The following is a 17,960-nucleotide window of genomic DNA, read 5'->3' on the forward strand; positions in this document are numbered from 1 at the left end:
GTTTGTTGGCTATTTATTATTTATATAGACTTAACAAGTGTTATTTATACGGTGCTAATTTAGAGAATGGTTATAAAATCGGAATAGGGAAAAAATCTTTATTTTTTCCCTTATTCCGTTTTTTTAATTTAATATTGAATTTTGATGAATTAAAATTCAAGGGCTCTTCTCAAATTGTTAATATACGATTGGCTGACAGGCAACTCGACTCCGTTTTTCAGTTGAATAATAAAGTTTGTCGTAATGTCTTTTGTAATATTTTTTATATGATACATATTTAATATATAGGAGCGATGAATTCTTATGAAAAATTCAGGCAGTTTTGTTTCGAGCTCTTTCAGCGTGAAATTTGTTTTAAATTGATCATCATTTGTATAAAACCAAGTCCGCTTTTGAAGGCTTTCGATATAAGTGATTTCTTCAACGGGAACAGGCGTCCACATGTCTTCTTGTTTTCCGGTCAAAAATTTGTAAGGCTCCTTTTTGACTGGTGTATAGGAAGACGGGAAAATAATGATTAATGCCGCATCTTTTTGATCTAAATAAATTGGATAACCCATGACAAAATAAGGTTCCCCAAAGATGGTTGAATCCACAATCACATCTGTTTTGATTCGTGTTTGAATTACACGGGCCGCAACGCTTTCAGGATGAATTTTCCTCTCAATTTTCAGGTTCACATGTTCAAAGCTTGGAGCAAAATAAATATAAGAATCTTCGTACGCCAAGGCAATGGAAGCGTTTTTTGGAATCCAATCTTCTAATATAATTTTGAATTGCTCTAACCCCTTTTTTGAAACAGGAAAACATTTCATCTCCACGTGCATTTCCCCCTTTTTAAAAATTCTGAATCTTGCGCATTCATCCCCCAAAATAATTAGTTCATCCTGAAAATTCTGTATTTCGTCATAAAATTATACATTTTTTCAGCGACTGTTATATATTAGGCTTATAATAAATATACCTGTTATGAAACAGAATGTAAATTACTTTTCTAACAGAGTGTATTGAATTAAAGGGGAAGGTGTGAATGAAATGTTAACGCAACAAGAAAGAAAGGCAAGAGTAGAAGCATTAAAAAAAGATTGGGCTGAAAATCCGCGTTGGAAAGGAATTGAACGCCCATATTCTGCAGAAGATGTAGTGAAATTACAGGGGTCTGTAGTAATTGAGCACACACTAGCAAAACGTGGTGCTGCAAAACTTTGGAAACTGTTGCATGAAGAAGAGTTCATCAATGCATTGGGTGCATTAACTGGTAACCAAGCTGTACAACAAGTAAAAGCCGGTTTGAAAGCTATCTATCTATCAGGCTGGCAAGTAGCAGCCGATGCGAACTTGGCAGGTCAAATGTATCCAGACCAATCATTATATCCGGCAAACTCAGTTCCACATGTTGTAAAACGCATCAATCAAGCATTACAACGTGCTGATCAAATAGAGCATGCAGAAGGCCGCGACGATGATTTTGACTATTTCGCACCAATCGTTGCCGATGCGGAAGCAGGATTTGGTGGACCGCTTAACGTATTCGAATTAGTAAAAGCCATGATCGAAGCAGGAGCTGCAGGTGTTCACTTGGAAGACCAATTGGCTTCTGAGAAAAAATGCGGTCACTTAGGCGGTAAAGTATTGCTTCCAACTCAAAATGCGATTCGTAACCTAATTGCTGCGCGTTTAGCTGCAGACGTGATGGGTGTAGATACAATCTTGATCGCTCGTACTGACGCTGATGCAGCGGACATGGTAACTAGCGATATCGACCCTCGCGACCACGAATTTATTACTGGTGAACGCACTCCTGAAGGATTCTTTAAAACAAGAGCAGGTATTGATCAGGCAATTGCCCGTGGTTTGGCTTATGCACCATATGCTGACCTAATCTGGTGCGAAACATCTAAACCATCATTGGAAGAAGCTCGCAAATTTGCTGAAGGAATCCACTCTAAATTCCCTGGCAAAATGCTAGCTTACAACTGTTCACCATCTTTCAACTGGAAAGCAAATCTTTCAGACAAAGAGATTGCAGAATTCCAGCGTGAAATCGCGAAGATGGGTTATAAATTCCAATTCGTAACATTAGCAGGATTCCATACACTCAACAAATCCATGTTCGAATTGGCTGTTGAATACAAAGATCAAGGTATGGCAGCTTACTCTAAACTGCAACAAGCTGAATTCGACTTGGAGAAAAAAGGTTACACAGCTACAAGACACCAACGTGAAGTTGGTACAGGCTACTTCGATGAAGTATCAATGGTTATTTCTGGCGGTACTTCTTCAACAACTGCGATGGCAGGCTCAACTGAAGCAGAACAGTTCGCGTAATATAAAAGTTTGTCTATGAAAGTGAAATGATAAACAAAATTTGAAAGAAGGGAATCGGGCGATTGCTCCATTCCCTTCTGACCAAAAAATTCCAATTCGAAAATAAAAAGCATGTTATTGCTAAAATAGCAAGAACTTATTAGTTTTTTGCAAATCTAAAGAGCCACTTCACCAATTTGGGAAAATATGCTTACTTCACAAACAATTGTTTAAGCGTTCAATTATCTAGCTATGGAATTTAATGCTGTAAAGTAGACTCTCCAAATCAAATCGAAAAATTAACAGACGTGCAAGTTTTGAATGAATGTTATTCAGAAGTTCCTGAAGGTACCTTTTCCGGGAAGGACTTCGGATGAAAATTTGTCGGGGTAATTCTTCGCTTCATGATTATGTGGTAGGACAGCATAAACTCAGTTTTAATTCAGGCCAGCAACGGAAGACTACTCTAAAAAACAATGAATTCGCCATCCGAAAGGTATTCTAGGAAATGCTCAAACAGTGATGATGGAAATGAATAAAACCAAAAAAGTTTTATAAAACGGTCGTTTCGTAAAAGAGTTGATGAATTCTCATTGAAACTAATCAAAAGATCACAATGAATTCATTAAATCGCTTACGTCTTTACACAAAGGGGATTGTTTAAATAATCTATAGGTTGCCTCCTATATTGATAGTTTTAATGCTAAAGGGGTATGTTAAGGAATATATTAAGCAAATTGGGGATTTAAACCTTACTTGTCTGGGTAAACTCACAAGTAAGGTCTTTTTTTTAACTAAAATAGTAGAAGGAAAAAAGCGTTTTAACGAGAATTATTCTTCTTAAATATATGAAAAAGGGGAACGAAAAATGCGGAATCAGGATATTCTATTAGTTCCGGGTCCGACTCCGGTAGTGGATGAGATTTATGATGCTTTGTCACAAGAAACAAGAGGGCATACTGATCCACGTTTTGTCGAAGTTTATAGAAATGCATTGCGGCAAACAAGGGAACTATTCCAAACGGATGGAGAAGTATTTGTTGTGGCGGGATCCGGTACGTTGGCAATGGAAATGGCGATAGTTAACACCGTCGGAAAAGATGAGCGTTTATTGGTTTTAAGTCAGGGCTATTTTGGCGACCGATTTGCCAGATTGGCAGAAGCTTACAATTTGCAGGTAGATGTATTGCAGTCAAAATGGGGGGAGCAAATTGATCCCTCATTAGTAGAAAAAGCCCTGAGAGAAAAAACTTATAAAGCTGTCACCATCACCCATGCGGATACATCCACTGGGGTTGTTGCCGATTTAGAAGCCTTGGTCCCGATCATTAAACGTGCAGGTGCACTGGTCATTTTAGACGGCGTTGTCGCGACTGCAGCAATGGATGAAAATATGAGTAAAGCGTATGGACATCCGGATTATAAACTGGATATCGTTCTTACCGGTTCACAAAAAGCCATTGGCATACCGCCGGGCCTTGCCATCGTTGCGTTTAATCAAACGGCGCTGGAGGCCCGAAAACAATTAGGACGTATTCCTGCTTATTATTGTGATATTGAAAATTGGAAGCCGATTATGGAAGACCCGTCAAAATATTTTGCGACTCCTCCAGTCAATTTAATTTATGCCTACAATGAGGCTTTGAAAATTATATTATCCGAAGGAATGGAAAGGAGAGAAAAACGGCATATCGCTTATGGCAAGGGGATGAGAGCAGCAATGCGGTCCTATGGTATGCAGCCATTGGCAAGGGAAGAAGTTGCGGCCCCCACATTAAGCTGCATTTTTTACCCTGAAGGCGTGGAGGATGCGGCTTTTCGAAATGCACTTGCATCCCGCGGAATCATTGTTGCAGGTTCATTAGCGCATCTAGCAGGAAAGGCATTCCGTATCGGCCATATGGGAAATACTACCCCTGAAATGTTGGAAAAAGCTATTCAGGTAATCGGTGAAGTGCTCCAAGAGCTAGGGCATCCTGTAAATATTAAACGGGCAATAGAGGCCTTTAGGCATGAAATGGAACAGGCAGTACTGAAATAGTGGTAATCCGATAGAAGAGAGAGATAAATATCAAATATCAGTTAAATCATCCACAAGTTGGATGATTTTTTATTTTTGCAATTAAAATGTAATGAATCTATGAAAATAGTATACTAACATTAATAGAATATATATTTTAGGTGATTTGGCCGTGGAACAACCGATTGTAATCATTCCAGCCCTAAATCCGTTGCCGACATTCATTGAATATACAAAGAGCTTATTAGAATTGGGCATTCATTCTATCATTATCGTAAATGATGGCAGTGATTCGAAATACCGTTCAATTTTCCGCGAACTATCATCAATGGACCAATGCATTGTGTTAGATCATGTCGAAAATAAAGGGAAAGGAAGAGCTTTAAAAACAGGATTCCGCTACGTTTTAAAACATTTTCCGAAAACCGGTTCCGTATTAACAGTAGGGGCTCATGGGCAGCATACGATTGAGGATGTAAGCCTTGTATTACAAACTTCAAGATTATTTTCCAACGGGATTGTTTTAGGGGTTCGTAATTTCCGTTCAAAAGACTTGTCTTTTAAGGACGCAATTGGCCAACAAGCAGCGTCATTAGTATTTCAACTGCTGTTCCATCGCCGCATTTTGGATACTCAAACAGGTTTGCGCTCGATTCCAAAAAAGGATTTATCTTGGCTTCTGAATGTCCCAGGTGATTCTTATGACTATGACATTAATATGCTTATAGAAGCCATCAAACGGCAAATACCAATCTATGAAATCCCGATTGGCCAAGCGAAAATAAAAAAGAATTCGATTATTCATTACGATGAAATTATGAACTCCAAAAAAATCATTCACCAAATCCTTCTAAATTTTATGAATTACCACAAAAAAAATCATGAAACTTTCAACATAAAAAATCGTACATTTTTATTGGATTTGAAGGATGATGTGAGTAATTTTTTTATGAATAAGGAAATAAATGTATTAAATGGTTGTATAGAAGAAGTTGCAAGTGATCATGTGAGTGGTGGTGAAGATAATTTGTTCAAACGCATAACAATCATCGTAATACTCCTGATTTTGTTGAAGCCTGCATATGATTTTTCGAAACCTATTTGGGAAGAAGCGGTTCAAGCAATTAATATAAATAAAGTGATAGAAAAGATTGAAAACATCAATATTGAGGATGTGGACCGAACAGCAACGGAGAAAGTTTTAAATACTGCTTCAACGATATCCGATTTACAAGACACTGTTCAATTGCAGAATCAAGCGCAATCTGCCGAAGAATTGGCGGATGCATTTTATTACCATTTCAGCCAATGGGATACGGATTTTGAAATACAGTATAAGGGGAATACAAACAATATCGAAATCCTCCTTAAACAGGCGGTGGAAGATGCCTCCAATCGCGATCAATATATATTAGGCCACTTGGGCGATCGGAAAATTGATTATGAGTACGATAACAGCCATGCCATTTTCAAAGTAAAACAAGCATATTTAACAAATGCTGAACTGGAACGGTATGTGGATGAACAGGTGGACAGGATCCTGTCCAGAGTGAATGCAAATGCCATGTCCGACTTTGAAAAAGTGAAATTTGTGAATGATTATATTGTAAAAAATACCGTATACAGCGCTGACACAAATTTAAGCCCCCATAGCGCGGCGGCCGTTTTAAAAGAACATAAAGGGGTCTGCCAAGGCTATGCGCTTCTTGCTTTAAAAATGCTGAGGGAACTTGGGGTTGAAACATTATATGTAGTGGGCGAGGTGAATACAGGCCCTCACGCTTGGAATTTAGTAAAAGTGGATGGGAATTGGTATCATTTGGATACTACATGGAATGATCCGGTGCCTGACCGGGGGAATATCGTACGATATCAATATTTCCTTGTTGATGATGCGACGATGAAATTGGATCATCATTGGGAGGAAGGGGATTATCCAAAAGCGACAAGCAAAAAATATGATTTTATGGCAAAAATGGATCATGCCTATGAACACGAGGGGCATATTTATTACAGCAATGTCCAGGATTACAACCGATTGTACCGATTGAGTTTATCGACCTGGGAAAATCAGCGGTTAACAAGAAGCAGAGCCCAATATATCGTTGGGGCCGGCGACTGGATCTATTTCAGCAATTATTCAAATGACGCCTATCTTGCAAGAATCCGGACAAACGGTACGGAAGAATCCATTATTTACCCGGAAAAAGTAAGCAATCTGCAAGTTGAAAATGGTTTTTTAATTTTCGAAACCGATGAAGGATTAAAAAGAATGGCAATTGAAACTTCATAAATTGCAAAAAAGAAAAAGGGGCTTTCCTCTAGCCCCAGTTACTAACGTGCCGACCGACTTGATCGAAATTGAAAAACCATTATTATTGTAATGAAAGGATGGCTCTGTTGGCAATATAGTCAATGGGATTTTGATTGCATAAATGAAAGGAAATACAAGGATATTTTTCCTTTACATAATCTTTGTACAGTTTTAAGATTACTGCATTGCTTTTTAGGACGCCGCCATTCAGGTAAACCGTGAAATCTTCATTAATCTGCCCCACTTTTCGAAGGACGGCATGGGTCATCAAGGCCAGCTCTTTAGCGGCATTGCAAGCAATGTCAATCGCCCGTTCATCACCAAGGGAAATGGCTTTCGGAAGCACTCTGGAAATGTTGGCGATTTGTGCATTTGTGTAATCGGGATGATAGATCCAATCGTTCAATTGTTCAATATTGCTGATTTGCAACATGTCATAAACAAGATCGGTGAGGACGGTAGGTTTTTGAAGGCGGCCGTCTTCAAATCGGAATATCGCATTCAATATTTCCCTCCCGATCCAGTAACCGCTGCCTTCATCTCCAACCCGGTGCCCCCATCCCCCGGAGCGTACAATTTTTCCTTTGCCGTCTGTCGCATAGGCGGCGGAACCGGTGCCAGATATAACAAGGGCACCCGGTTGTTTTCCGGTTAATCCGATTAATGTGGACTGCACATCGTTTTCTACAATGATCCTTCCGATTTGAAACGGGGAATTTTTGCAGCTTCGGTCAACCATCAGTTGGACGATAGAAAGCCCTTTTATTGTGTCGATGCCTGCCATTGCAAATGCGGCAATGTCAATGGCACGGATTCCCGTTTCTTTGTATGCATCTCCCAATAAATCTGTCAAAACCTTTTCGGCTTTCTCCGTGCCGATTGCCTGATAATTGGTGCTTGTTGATGTTTTTTCGAAATATATATTTCCTTTAATATCCCTCAATGACAAAACCGTTTTTGTTGCTCCGCCATCAACCGCTAAAATATATTGAGTCATTTTACCTTCTTCTCCATTCATCCAAGTATTGTTGCAACCGTTTTTCACTTTGAACAATGGCGTCCTTTTTATTTTGAATCCATTTGCAAAGGGTATAGGTTTCTTTTTTAGCTTTTAAGAGTGATTTTTTCATCGTTGCTGGCGCTGGACCGCCAGGCAATTTACGGATATTAACGAAGTGTGCCGGTTTTAAAGATTGATAGAATTCATCTTTGGAAATATTCAATGGTTTATTCAAGAGTTCGATACATTTTTCATTGACAAGCTCCCACGTTAGATCGTCAATGGAATCCTTATGGTTTTTTAACAAGGTGCGTACACATTCAGAGACGATTTTGTGGGATTGACGGAAGGAAATTTTTTCGGTCAGGACGAGCGTGTCGGCAAGTTGTGTGACGTTTGCCAAACTTTTTTCGGCCCGTTCCAATAGTTTTTCTTTATTGACATCCATTGTCACTACCAAACTGCCAAACAATTTATAGATTCCGCGCAATCTATCCATGGCCCTCCAAATATAAGGCTGCATGTCATCCTCTGTATCCACGATATCTCCAAACGGCGTGTTATGAATCATTTGCAGGACTGTGGAAGCATCGCCTACGACAGATGAAAGCAACGAACGGGTATGTTCAATGGAAACCGGATTACGTTTTTGCGGCATTATCGAGCTGATTTGGACATAAGGACTGGCAAGACTAATTGCATTGAATTCTTGTGTGGCCCATTGCAAAAAATCTTGCGCGGTGCGGCCAAGATTCAAAGCGGCCAGTTGCACGACACTTGCCGTTTCCGCAATATAATCGGCACCGGCCACCGCATCCCATGCATTTTCAACGATTCCATCAAAAGCCAGCAATTCCTGCATCCGCTCCCGATTGATATTGAACCCTGTTGTCGTAAGTGCGGCTGCCCCCATGCTGCTCCGATTCACCGTTTGGTAGGCGTGCTGCATGCGTTTGTAATCCCGTGTCAGTTGGTCAATCACAGCTTTTAAATAATGTGCAAAAGTTGTCGGTTGGGCTTGTTGGGTATGGGTATAGCCGATCATGATGGTATTGACGTGCTCCAATGCAAAGGTGATCAGGGAAGTTCTTAAAGTCACCAATTCTTCCATTAAATCAAGCAGTTTTTCCCGGATGGTCATGCGATAAATGGCGATTCCCATATCATTGCGGCTTCTTCCTATATGCAAATTTCCCGCTACATCTCCGGCAATTTCCATCAATTTATTTTCGATATGGAAAAATAAATCTTCAAATTGCGGCTGATAATCCTGCTTTTCAAAAAATTCCAAGTCCAGCTGGCTGATTGCAGCGCCGATTTTTTGGGCATCTTCTTTTGAAATCAGTTGTTGTTCTTCAAGCATCTTTAAATGGGCAATATGTATTTGCACCATTGCTTTTAAGAAATGTTTTTTTGCTTCTTCATAGGCAGGCTGCAGCACGATTTTCCGATAACTGTTTGAAGGAAATTGAGTGCCTTCAGCTTCATGGATGCGGCTTTTATATTCTTGGAACATCACGATCATCGCCCCCAGTATCATACTAAAAACAATCTATAAATAAACAATCCTTAAACTTCCGAGCCTTTCGTTTTACGTACAAATTTCAGCTGCTTTTCTGAAAAGATGGTTGGCAGCGCAATTCCCGTTAAAATGAGCACAATGCCGATTACTTGAAGCCAGGAAAAAGGTTCATGGAGTACGATGACAGAAGCAAAAACAGCAACCGGCAGTTCCATTGCGCTTAAGATGGAAGTTAGGCCGCCGCCGACTTTTGGAACAGCTATGGCGAGCAGAAAAATCGGTATAATGGTTCCAAAGAATCCAAGCGCCAATCCAAACTTCCATAGTCCTTCTCTTATTAATATACCGTTCCATACTATTTCTGGTGACAAGAAGATGCTAATCATTATAAGGGCAAAAAAAGATGTAAAAAAGGTTCTTTCAATGGTTGCAATCCCTTCAATGGATTTCGAATTGATTTGCAGAAAAATCGCAAAACTGAAGGCGGAACAAAAGCCAAAAAACCAGCCTTGCCAACGGATGCCCGATAAATCCGCATCAACCAGTCCGCTGGCAAAGATTGTTCCCGCAAAAAGCAGAACCAAGGAAGCCGCTTCAGGGCGGCTTGGCCATCTTTTCCGCAGAAGACAGTCAATCAGCATGCCAATCCATGTAAATTGAAAGAGCAATACGACAGCGAGGGAAGCCGGCAAATAATTTAAAGACTTTCCGTACACAATGCCGGTGGTTCCGGTAAAAATACCGGCAAACAGGAGCGTTATAAAGTCTTTTTTTCTAAACTTGGGGAATCTTCTTTTTTTCATGAAAAGGAGCAGAAAAGAGAGACAGAATCCAATCAAATATTGGCTTGTCACCGCTTCATCGGCAGTGAAGCCGACTTCCATCGCAATTTTAATGATGGTTGACAGGATGCCGTAACTGCCGGCTGCTGTAAGAATCAGTATTGGGTATAGAAAGTTGCTTTTCATGGTGCTACAACCTACTTATTCAAAATTTTTTAATGATAGAATTTCTTCATTGTGCATAGAATTTGCTAAGTTCTTTGAATAAAAGTATAGCAAAATTTTGATGCAAACTGAAAATTTATCGCAGGAAGAAAAATACTGTATGTTACATTAAATGGTAATTGCCGCTGCCCGGCATATGAGGTAATGGGCAGCAGGTTGTTACAATCAGTCTGAATGAATAAAAGATATTAAAAATTATAAAAAGGTTTGTCCCATCCCTTAATTTTTGGACAAACCTTCCTTATTATTTTTGTTATTAAAAAGGGAAACATAAAGTGAGCCATCTTCAAGAACCTGAGCGAAAAAGACATCTTCCACTTTCTTGATTTTTTTCTTTTTAAGCTTATTCAACAGCCATTCTTCGGTTAAATTTAATTCATCAAGATTTTTCTGCACAATCTTTCCGTCAGAAATAACTTCTGTAGGGAAGTAAGTTGGTTGGGAAACGTTTGCGCTCACATCTTTTTTCGTAGCGGGACTATATTGCGATTTTTTCATTATGCTCAGTTCTCCGTTTGTCTCAAATACGGCATATTGGACTTCTTCAAATGAAAAGACGCCTTGTTCCCGCAGAAGCATAGCCAGTTCATCCACATGAAGCCTTGCTTTTTTCAGCCCGTGTTGATTGATTACTCCATCCTGAATTAAAATCGTCGGACGATCATCGACAATCACTCGGATTTTGGTCGATTTGATGGAAATGAAGCTCATAAGAAGGGTGAGGACGGTCCAGCATAAAAGAGCAACGATTCCGTCGAAAAATGGCGTTTTTAGTTGTGTTGTCATTTCACCTGCGATGGATCCGATGGTGATGCCTGTGATGTAATGAAAGAAAGTTAATTGGCTCAATTGTTTTTTCCCGATAATTCTTGCCAGCACTAAAATGACCATGAAGGTAATGACGCTGCGAATAACGATATCCAAAAAGTTTACTTCCCAGAAATTTTCCATGGTGCAGAGGCCACTCCTTTCGTCTCTCCCTTTAGCATGAACGAATCATGAACGGCCTATGCAAAAAAATGCAGAAGCGCTAGATGCTTCTGCATGCTTATACTAAATAATGTCTATATTCTTCAGGAATTTTTTCCGGGTTTGCCACAAAGTCCTCTTCAATCTTCAACTCATACATTTTATTGTTGTGCGAGAAACGGAAAATCCCATTGTCGAAGTCCGTGCCGATTTCCTTAAAGAAGATACCCTCGATATAGCGGGATTTAGGGCATGTAAAGACGATTTTATATCTTTCTCCTACGGGGACGATGTATGCACGGACACCTTTTTCATACATGTCGAATTCTTCATCTTCCGATGGAGGGTTAACGGCCACGATGTGAAAATCGACAAAAGGAATTTCTTTTAATAAGACGTTCAGGAGAGAACCTTTTGTAATTTCCTCCCATCGGCTTTGCGCACTTTGCCCAACGATGATTTGGGAAACATTCAATTCCTTTGCGACTTCCGCGATGACTTTTTGAATAGGCCGTTTCTCGTTGTCGCGAATGATAAATTTTTCAACTCCAAGTTCCTTGGCAAGTTCCGTCCATCTTTCAATATAACCTGATTTTTCAGCATCGAAATGGTCCAGAGGTTTTGAATCGACGGTCAGTACATATAATGGACAATTGAGCAAAGTGGCGAGTTTGTGGCCCCTGCGGATAAGCCTCTCTCCGTTCAATCCATAATACACGCAAACCAAAATACTTTCATCCGTTCGTTTTTTTGCATCATTCACCATTTTTTAAAAGCACCTCTTAAATTTTGTATCATAACGGATTTAAGTTTCCGTAATCAAATTCCATGAAATACATAATGCTTTATTATATACTTAAAATTGTAGCTAAGTTTCAATTTTTCTAAGTTTATGCATAACTTTTTCAATCCTGTTATTGACTCTTTATTATGCATCTTCTGTTTGTTTTCGTCAAGTATGTTAATGGTGAAGAGGTGAAGGGAGGAAAGATTTTGTGACATTTGATGTTGCCGTCGTCCTCGTCCCGTTTATTTTTGCTTTGTTGATTTCCATGTTATACAGGTTCATAAGCAAAAAATACATTGGTTGGCTTGTGACGGCTGTTTCACTCGTTTTATTCATTATATTAACAACATATATTCCCCGCATATCAAATGGTGAAATCATTACGTTCACACATGAGTGGATCCCCTCGTTAGGCATCAATTTCACTACCTACCTTGATGGTCTCAGTTTAATGTTCAGCTTACTCATTACCGGAGTGGGAAGTTTAGTTGGTTTGTACTCGATTTTTTATTTATCCAAGAGTGAACAGTTATATCACTTTTATTGCTATCTTTTGCTGTTCATGGGTGCGATGTTAGGGGTCGTTCTTTCTGATAATATATTAGTCTTATACGGTTTTTGGGAGATGACAAGCGTTTCATCTTTCCTGTTAATCGCCTTTTGGCATCATCGGAAAGCTTCCCGGGCAGGGGCCAGGAAATCGATGCTGATTACGGTCGCCGGCGGAATTTCCATGCTTGCTGGTTTTTTAATGCTTTATGAGATGTCAGGTACTTTAAGCATTCGTGAAATCATTGAAAAGGCAGGTTTGATTCGGGAAAGTGCTTTGTTTGTACCGGCACTTGTATTGGTTCTATTAGGGGCTTTCACAAAGTCCGCACAATTTCCGTTTTATATCTGGCTGCCGGATGCGATGGAGGCGCCAACGCCTGTCAGTGCATATCTGCATTCGGCAACAATGGTGAAAGCGGGGATCTATTTAGTGGCAAGGTTTACGCCGGTATTTGGAAATGAAGCAGCCTGGTTCTGGCTGGTAACCGGCGTCGGTTTATTTACATTGTTTTGGGGTTCCTTCAACGCCGTAAAACAAGTGGATTTAAAAGCGATGCTCGCTTTTTCCACTGTAAGCCAGCTGGGGCTCATTATGAGTTTATTGGGAATGGGTTCTGTGGCGATTTATTTGGGCCATTCGTCGGAAACGGTGATTTATACGCAAGCCGCTTTTGCCGCGATTTTTCACTTAATCAATCATTCCACTTTTAAAGGCGCGCTGTTCATGATGGTCGGGATTTTGGACCATGAGTTGGGGACCCGCGACCTCCGAAGACTTGGAGGGCTTATGTATTTCATGCCGTTGACGTTTACAATTGCCCTGATCGGTTGTTTATCGATGGCAGGACTTCCCCCGTTTAACGGATTTTTAAGCAAAGAGATGTTCTTTGCTGCAACGCTGCATATTCAGGATTTGAGCATTTTGTCCCTTGATCATATCGGATTTTTGATTCCTCTTGTTGCATGGATTGCAAGCGTCTTTACATTTGTTTATTGCCTCATCATTGTCGGGAAAACGTTTTTTGGCAAAGTGAAGACGCATCTGTTGGATAAACATCCCCACGAAGCGCCTGTCGGCATGTTGATTTCTCCTTATATTCTTATTATTTTGGTCGTCGGCATTTTCTTTTTCCCAAACCTTTTGGGCCGTTATGTTTTAAACCCTGCAATGGCAAGCATTTTCCCTATGTTTCCATCCGCTGAAGAGCTGGCGCCAACCATTCATGCTTGGCATGGATTTTTTAGCCCGGAACTGTGGATGACGATTTTGGCAGTCGTTGCGGGGATTTTCCTTTACAGTTTGTTAAAGAGCTGGAAAGCGATTTATCGAATTCTTCCATATCATTTATCGCTGAACGCCCTTTTCAATAACGGGATTCTATGGAGTGAATCGCTGTCGGCCCGCTTTACACGAAGATATATGACAGGTAATTTGACAGATTATTTTGTTTATATCTTTGTTGCATTTTTATTGGTTGTCGGGGGCTATTTCCTTTATGGGGATGTATTCTCCTGGAGCCCGGTCAATCCGGAGTCATTGGATGTGTTTGAAGCCATTTTAATGGTCATCATCATGGTTTCCTCCATCGGAATATTGTTTGCGAAATCCCGGATTACGATTGTATTTCTGACCAGTGTATTAGGATATTCCGTCGCCTTTTTCTTTATCGTATTCAGGGCTCCGGATTTGGCGTTGACCCAGCTTGTAGTGGAATCCGTTTCAACCGTGCTCTTTCTGCTTTGTTTTCGCCATTTGCCGGAGATTAAAAGAGGGGTGCAATCAAAATGGAAAGAGGCAAGAAATCTGGTGATATCTCTGGCGATGGGGGCAACGGTGACAATGGCCGGTTTGGCTGCCCTCCATTATGAAAAATTCAAAACGATTTCCGAATACTATAATGATTCCTATCTATTAGCCGGCGGGAAAAATATCGTCAATACCATTTTGGGAGACTTCCGCGCCTTTGATACGATGCTCGAGGTGGTCGTGCTGTTTATTGCCGGATTGGGCGTATACACCCTCATTAAGCTGAAAGCAAAAGGAGGGGGACAAAATGAGAATTAATGATGTCATTTTAAGGACCGTCGTAAAAGTGGTGATTCTGATAATCCTTACTCTCGGCGTCTACTTGTTTTTCTCAGGGCACCATGCGCCGGGGGGAGGATTCATCGGGGGGCTTGTGCTTGCTTCCGGGATCATTCTCTTGTTTGTCACATATGACATCGAAACGATCCAAAGAAAGATGCCATTTGATTTTAAAAAAGTAGCCGCTCTCGGGGTGTTTATTGCTGCAGGGACAGGTCTTGGGGCGATTTATTTTGATCTGCCATTTTTGTCCCATACGGATGGGCATTTCAAGTTTCCTTTTATAGGAGATAAACATTTAACAACGGTGACATTGTTCGAGGCGGGAGTTGCATTAACCGTCATCGGCACTCTCGTTACGATGATTTTAAGTATAAGTGAGGATGAGTAGTGTATGGAACAATTGATGATGGTGTTAATTGGCATACTTGTTTCAGTGGCAACCTATCTAATCCTCTCCCGGAATATGATTCGCGTCATTATAGGAACAGCGGTATTGTCCCATGCGGTCAACTTGCTGATTATGGCGGTAGGAGGGTTAAAAAAGGGGAATGTGCCGTTAATCGGCCATGAAGAAGAACCTTTTACCGACGCTTTGCCGCAAGCCTTGATCTTAACCGCGATTGTGATCAGCTTTGCCACTACAGCTCTTTTGCTTGTATTAGCCTATCGGACATATAAAACAAGCGGGTCGGACGATTTTAAAGAATTGAGAGGAATGCCAGATGAATAACATCATTGTATTGCCGCTGATTATTCCTATTTTTTCGGCAGTTGTTTTAGTATTTTTGAGAAGATTTGCAGCGGTTCAAAGGCTGATCGCTTTTGCGTCAATGCTGGCGGTGAGCATCATTTCCTTCGTTTTGTTGGAGCTTGTACGAAAAGAGGGGATTTTAAAATTAGACTTCGGCGGTTGGAAACCGCCTTATGGCATTTTGTTCGTTGCAGATTCATTTTCGGTGCTTATGGTGCTTGCAGCAAGCATTGTAACATTGTTTTGCTTGCTTTATGCCTTTTCAACAATCGGGGATAGGCATGAATCCATGTTCTTTTATTCTTTTGTTCTATTGATGGTTGCAGGAGTCAATGGCTCCTTCTTGACAGGGGATATTTTTAATCTCTTTGTGTGCTTTGAAGTCATGTTAATGGCATCGTATGTCCTTGTGGCGTTAGGAGGGGAAAAGGTTCAGCTTCGGGAATCTTTAAAATATGTGTTGATCAACGTAGTGGCTTCTTCCGTTTTTCTGATAGCCCTGGCTTATTTATATGGTACTGTGAAAACACTGAATATGGCCCATATTGCAGAGAGGGTTTCCGAAGTTGGGCAGGATCCGATCTTAACATTAGTGTCTCTGGTGCTGCTGATTGTGTTCAGTTTAAAAGCGGGGCTGGTGCTGTTTTTCTGGCTGCCCGGATCTTATGTTGTGCCTCCTGCCGCCGTACAGGCTTTGTTTGCCGCGCTCCTTACAAAGGTTGGTGTATATGCGCTGATCCGCACTTTCACGCTGATGTTTCCGCACCATCCGGAAACAACCCATGCCATCCTCGGATGTTTTGCGGGATTAACGATTGTTTTAGGATGTTTAGGAGCGCTGTCTTCCAGAAATGTTTTGAAGATTGCCGCTTACAACATTGTGATTTCTGTCGGTTTTATTTTAATCGGTTTGGCGGTTAGAACGGAAACCGCCCTTGCAGGATCCGTGTTTTACTTGTTCCATGACATGGTTGCGAAAGCATTGTTGTTCTTGTTGGTAGGCATGATGGTTTATTTGACGGGGGAAAAAAGGATCGATTTTATGAGCGGATTGATCCGGAACTACCCTTTATTCGGATGGCTCTATTTTTTGGCGATGTTGGCCTTGGTCGGAATTCCGCCATTGAGCGGGTTTGTCGGAAAAGTGCTGATTGGAAAAGGGGCAATTGAAGCGGGATCATATGTATTGTTGTTTCTTGGATTTGCATCAAGCCTCGTGGTGCTCTTTTCTTTGCTTAAAATCTTTTTAAGTTCATTCTTTGGGGAAACGATTATTACAAATGAGGACAAAAAGCCCCTTCCGAAGGCTTCAATGGCATCCCTTGTTTCATTGGCGGTGTGCATTGCCGGGATCGGCATGGGAGCGGAACAGCTGCTGGCATATGTGCAAGACGCGGTAAAGACCCTTGCCAATCCGTCGATTTATATCGATGCAATTTTAAGTGATAGCGATAGCGAGGGGGTGTGAAGTTGTTTTTTGCCCAATTTATTTTGAATTTGTTTATCGCGCTTCTATGGCTTCTGTTTAAAGACGAGCCGACTCCGACGCTTGCGACCTTCAATACCGGATTTATTGTCGGAATGGGGATTCTTTATGTAATGCACCGGTTCTTTGGCACGCAATTTTATTTGATCCGGCTGGCGAAAATCATTAAGCTTGTTTTGTTTTTTTTCAGGGAGCTGATTATATCGGGGTTTGTGGTGATGAAACAAGTATTGACCCCCAATTTAAACATAACGCCGGGCATTTTTAAATATAAGACGATTTTGGAAAAAGATTGGGAGGTGACGACTTTATCGCTTTTATTAACATTGACTCCCGGATCAGTCGTAATGGAAGTATCGGAATCGGGCGATGAATTATATATACATGCGATGGATATCGGCCAAAAAGAGGATTTGATCAGGTCGTTGGGCAGATTTGAGACGGTAATATTGGAGGTGTCACGGGATTGATGAAAACCATTTTGCTTATCTCCCTTGCCTTGTTCATGATAGCAATTGCATTGCATTTGGTCCGGGTAATCAAGGGGCCTTCGATGCCTGACCGTGCGATTGCCCTTGATACGATCGGGGTTAATTTAATTTCGTCGATGGCAATTATTTCGCTATTGTTGGAAACGACGGCGTTTTTGGAAGCCATATTGATTCTCGGGATTTTGGCGTTTATCGGGACAATCGCTTTTTCCAAATATATTGAAAGAGGTGTCATTATTGAACGCAAGTCAGATCATTGAGTGGATTTGTGCCATCATTATTTTGTTTGGTTCAATCATCAGTATTATCAGCGCCTTTGGAATGCTCCGTTTCCCTGATGTCTACACCCGGGCTCATGCGGTGGCAAAAAGCGCCACTTTAGCCGTTCTGTCTTGCCTTGTCGGGTCGTTGTTTTATATTTGGATCCATGATGGATATTTCAGCGTCCGATTATTGTTAGGGATTTTATTTGTTTTTACTACCTCTCCGGTATCTACCCATCTTGTGATCCGGGCTGCTTACCGTTCCGGGGTGCCGCTTGCGGAAGGTTCCGGCGAAGATGAGTTGAAGCCCGTTTTGTTCGGCGAGAAAGAACCTGCATCAACCCGTTCGGAACATGCGAAATAATACCTGCTTGCCCTTGATTGTACGGTAATAAAGCCATA

16 protein-coding genes are annotated in these 17,960 nt (G+C 41.0%); 10 read left to right on the forward strand and 6 right to left on the reverse strand.

The annotated features are described in order from the left end of the window. Positions 1–149 precede the first annotated feature (149 nt). Positions 150–827 (reverse strand): LytTR family DNA-binding domain-containing protein, encoded by a 678-nt coding sequence (locus NST62_RS00005; RefSeq protein WP_246045883.1) that lies wholly within the window; start codon positions 825–827, stop codon positions 150–152. Between the two features lie 208 nt (positions 828–1,035). Between NST62_RS00005 and aceA the strand changes: the two genes are divergently transcribed. The 3 genes from aceA to NST62_RS00020 all read left to right on the forward strand — a co-directional run bounded on the left by aceA (position 1,036) and on the right by NST62_RS00020 (position 6,620). Further along, on the forward strand, positions 1,036–2,328 hold the full coding sequence (aceA, locus tag NST62_RS00010; protein WP_141602913.1) for an isocitrate lyase: 1,293 nt from the start codon (positions 1,036–1,038) through the stop codon (positions 2,326–2,328). Between the two features lie 847 nt (positions 2,329–3,175). Continuing rightward, complete coding sequence (locus NST62_RS00015; protein WP_141602914.1) at positions 3,176–4,348, forward strand: alanine--glyoxylate aminotransferase family protein; 1,173 nt, start codon at positions 3,176–3,178, stop codon at positions 4,346–4,348. 151 nt (positions 4,349–4,499) lie between these two features. Beyond that, positions 4,500–6,620 carry a transglutaminase domain-containing protein gene (locus NST62_RS00020; protein ID WP_342463000.1) on the forward strand — a complete coding sequence of 707 codons (2,121 nt, stop codon included), beginning with the start codon at positions 4,500–4,502 and terminating at the stop codon, positions 6,618–6,620. An 82-nt stretch (positions 6,621–6,702) separates the two neighbouring features. Here the strand turns inward: NST62_RS00020 and NST62_RS00025 are convergent, their stop codons facing one another. The 5 genes from NST62_RS00025 to NST62_RS00045 form a co-directional block, all read right to left on the reverse strand. After that, positions 6,703–7,638, reverse strand: a complete 936-nt coding sequence (locus tag NST62_RS00025; protein ID WP_342463001.1) for a BadF/BadG/BcrA/BcrD ATPase family protein — start codon at positions 7,636–7,638, stop codon at positions 6,703–6,705. A 1-nt stretch (position 7,639) separates the two neighbouring features. Then, positions 7,640–9,157, reverse strand: coding sequence for an argininosuccinate lyase (gene argH, locus NST62_RS00030; RefSeq protein WP_342463298.1), 1,518 nt, complete (start codon positions 9,155–9,157; stop codon positions 7,640–7,642). A 53-nt stretch (positions 9,158–9,210) separates the two neighbouring features. Next, positions 9,211–10,131 (reverse strand): DMT family transporter, encoded by a 921-nt coding sequence (locus NST62_RS00035; RefSeq protein ID WP_141602918.1) that lies wholly within the window; start codon positions 10,129–10,131, stop codon positions 9,211–9,213. 258 nt (positions 10,132–10,389) lie between these two features. Continuing rightward, positions 10,390–11,121, reverse strand: coding sequence for a DUF421 domain-containing protein (locus tag NST62_RS00040; RefSeq protein WP_342463002.1), 732 nt, complete (start codon positions 11,119–11,121; stop codon positions 10,390–10,392). Positions 11,122–11,218: 97 nt separating this feature from the next. Next, positions 11,219–11,905 (reverse strand): universal stress protein, encoded by a 687-nt coding sequence (locus NST62_RS00045; protein ID WP_141602919.1) that lies wholly within the window; start codon positions 11,903–11,905, stop codon positions 11,219–11,221. Positions 11,906–12,134: 229 nt separating this feature from the next. Here NST62_RS00045 and NST62_RS00050 point away from each other — a divergent pair, with 229 nt between their 5' ends. From NST62_RS00050 to NST62_RS00080, 7 genes are read left to right on the forward strand one after another with little or no spacing between them, the layout of a single operon-like run. Further along, the gene (locus NST62_RS00050; RefSeq protein ID WP_141602920.1) at positions 12,135–14,543 is read left to right on the forward strand and encodes a Na+/H+ antiporter subunit A; all 2,409 of its coding nucleotides are present in this window, start codon (positions 12,135–12,137) and stop codon (positions 14,541–14,543) included. Continuing rightward, positions 14,533–14,955, forward strand: coding sequence for a Na(+)/H(+) antiporter subunit B (locus tag NST62_RS00055; RefSeq protein ID WP_141602921.1), 423 nt, complete (start codon positions 14,533–14,535; stop codon positions 14,953–14,955). Before NST62_RS00050 ends, NST62_RS00055 begins: the two co-directional genes overlap by 11 nt. 3 nt (positions 14,956–14,958) lie before the next feature. After that, on the forward strand, positions 14,959–15,297 hold the full coding sequence (locus NST62_RS00060) for a Na(+)/H(+) antiporter subunit C (protein WP_141602922.1): 339 nt from the start codon (positions 14,959–14,961) through the stop codon (positions 15,295–15,297). Then, complete coding sequence (locus NST62_RS00065; RefSeq protein ID WP_141602923.1) at positions 15,290–16,786, forward strand: Na+/H+ antiporter subunit D; 1,497 nt, start codon at positions 15,290–15,292, stop codon at positions 16,784–16,786. The genes NST62_RS00060 and NST62_RS00065 overlap by 8 nt, the downstream gene beginning before the upstream one ends. 2 nt (positions 16,787–16,788) lie before the next feature. After that, positions 16,789–17,274: a Na+/H+ antiporter subunit E gene (locus NST62_RS00070; RefSeq protein WP_328216098.1), complete on the forward strand. Its 486-nt coding sequence runs from the start codon at positions 16,789–16,791 to the stop codon at positions 17,272–17,274. Continuing rightward, positions 17,271–17,555 carry a Na(+)/H(+) antiporter subunit F1 gene (locus NST62_RS00075; protein ID WP_141602925.1) on the forward strand — a complete coding sequence of 95 codons (285 nt, stop codon included), beginning with the start codon at positions 17,271–17,273 and terminating at the stop codon, positions 17,553–17,555. Before NST62_RS00070 ends, NST62_RS00075 begins: the two co-directional genes overlap by 4 nt. After that, positions 17,533–17,922 (forward strand): Na+/H+ antiporter subunit G, encoded by a 390-nt coding sequence (locus NST62_RS00080; RefSeq protein ID WP_141602926.1) that lies wholly within the window; start codon positions 17,533–17,535, stop codon positions 17,920–17,922. The genes NST62_RS00075 and NST62_RS00080 overlap by 23 nt, the downstream gene beginning before the upstream one ends. Positions 17,923–17,960 lie beyond the last annotated feature (38 nt).

Source organism: Ureibacillus sp. FSL K6-8385 (assembly GCF_038593155.1).
GTDB lineage: Bacteria > Bacillota > Bacilli > Bacillales_A > Planococcaceae > Ureibacillus > Ureibacillus terrenus.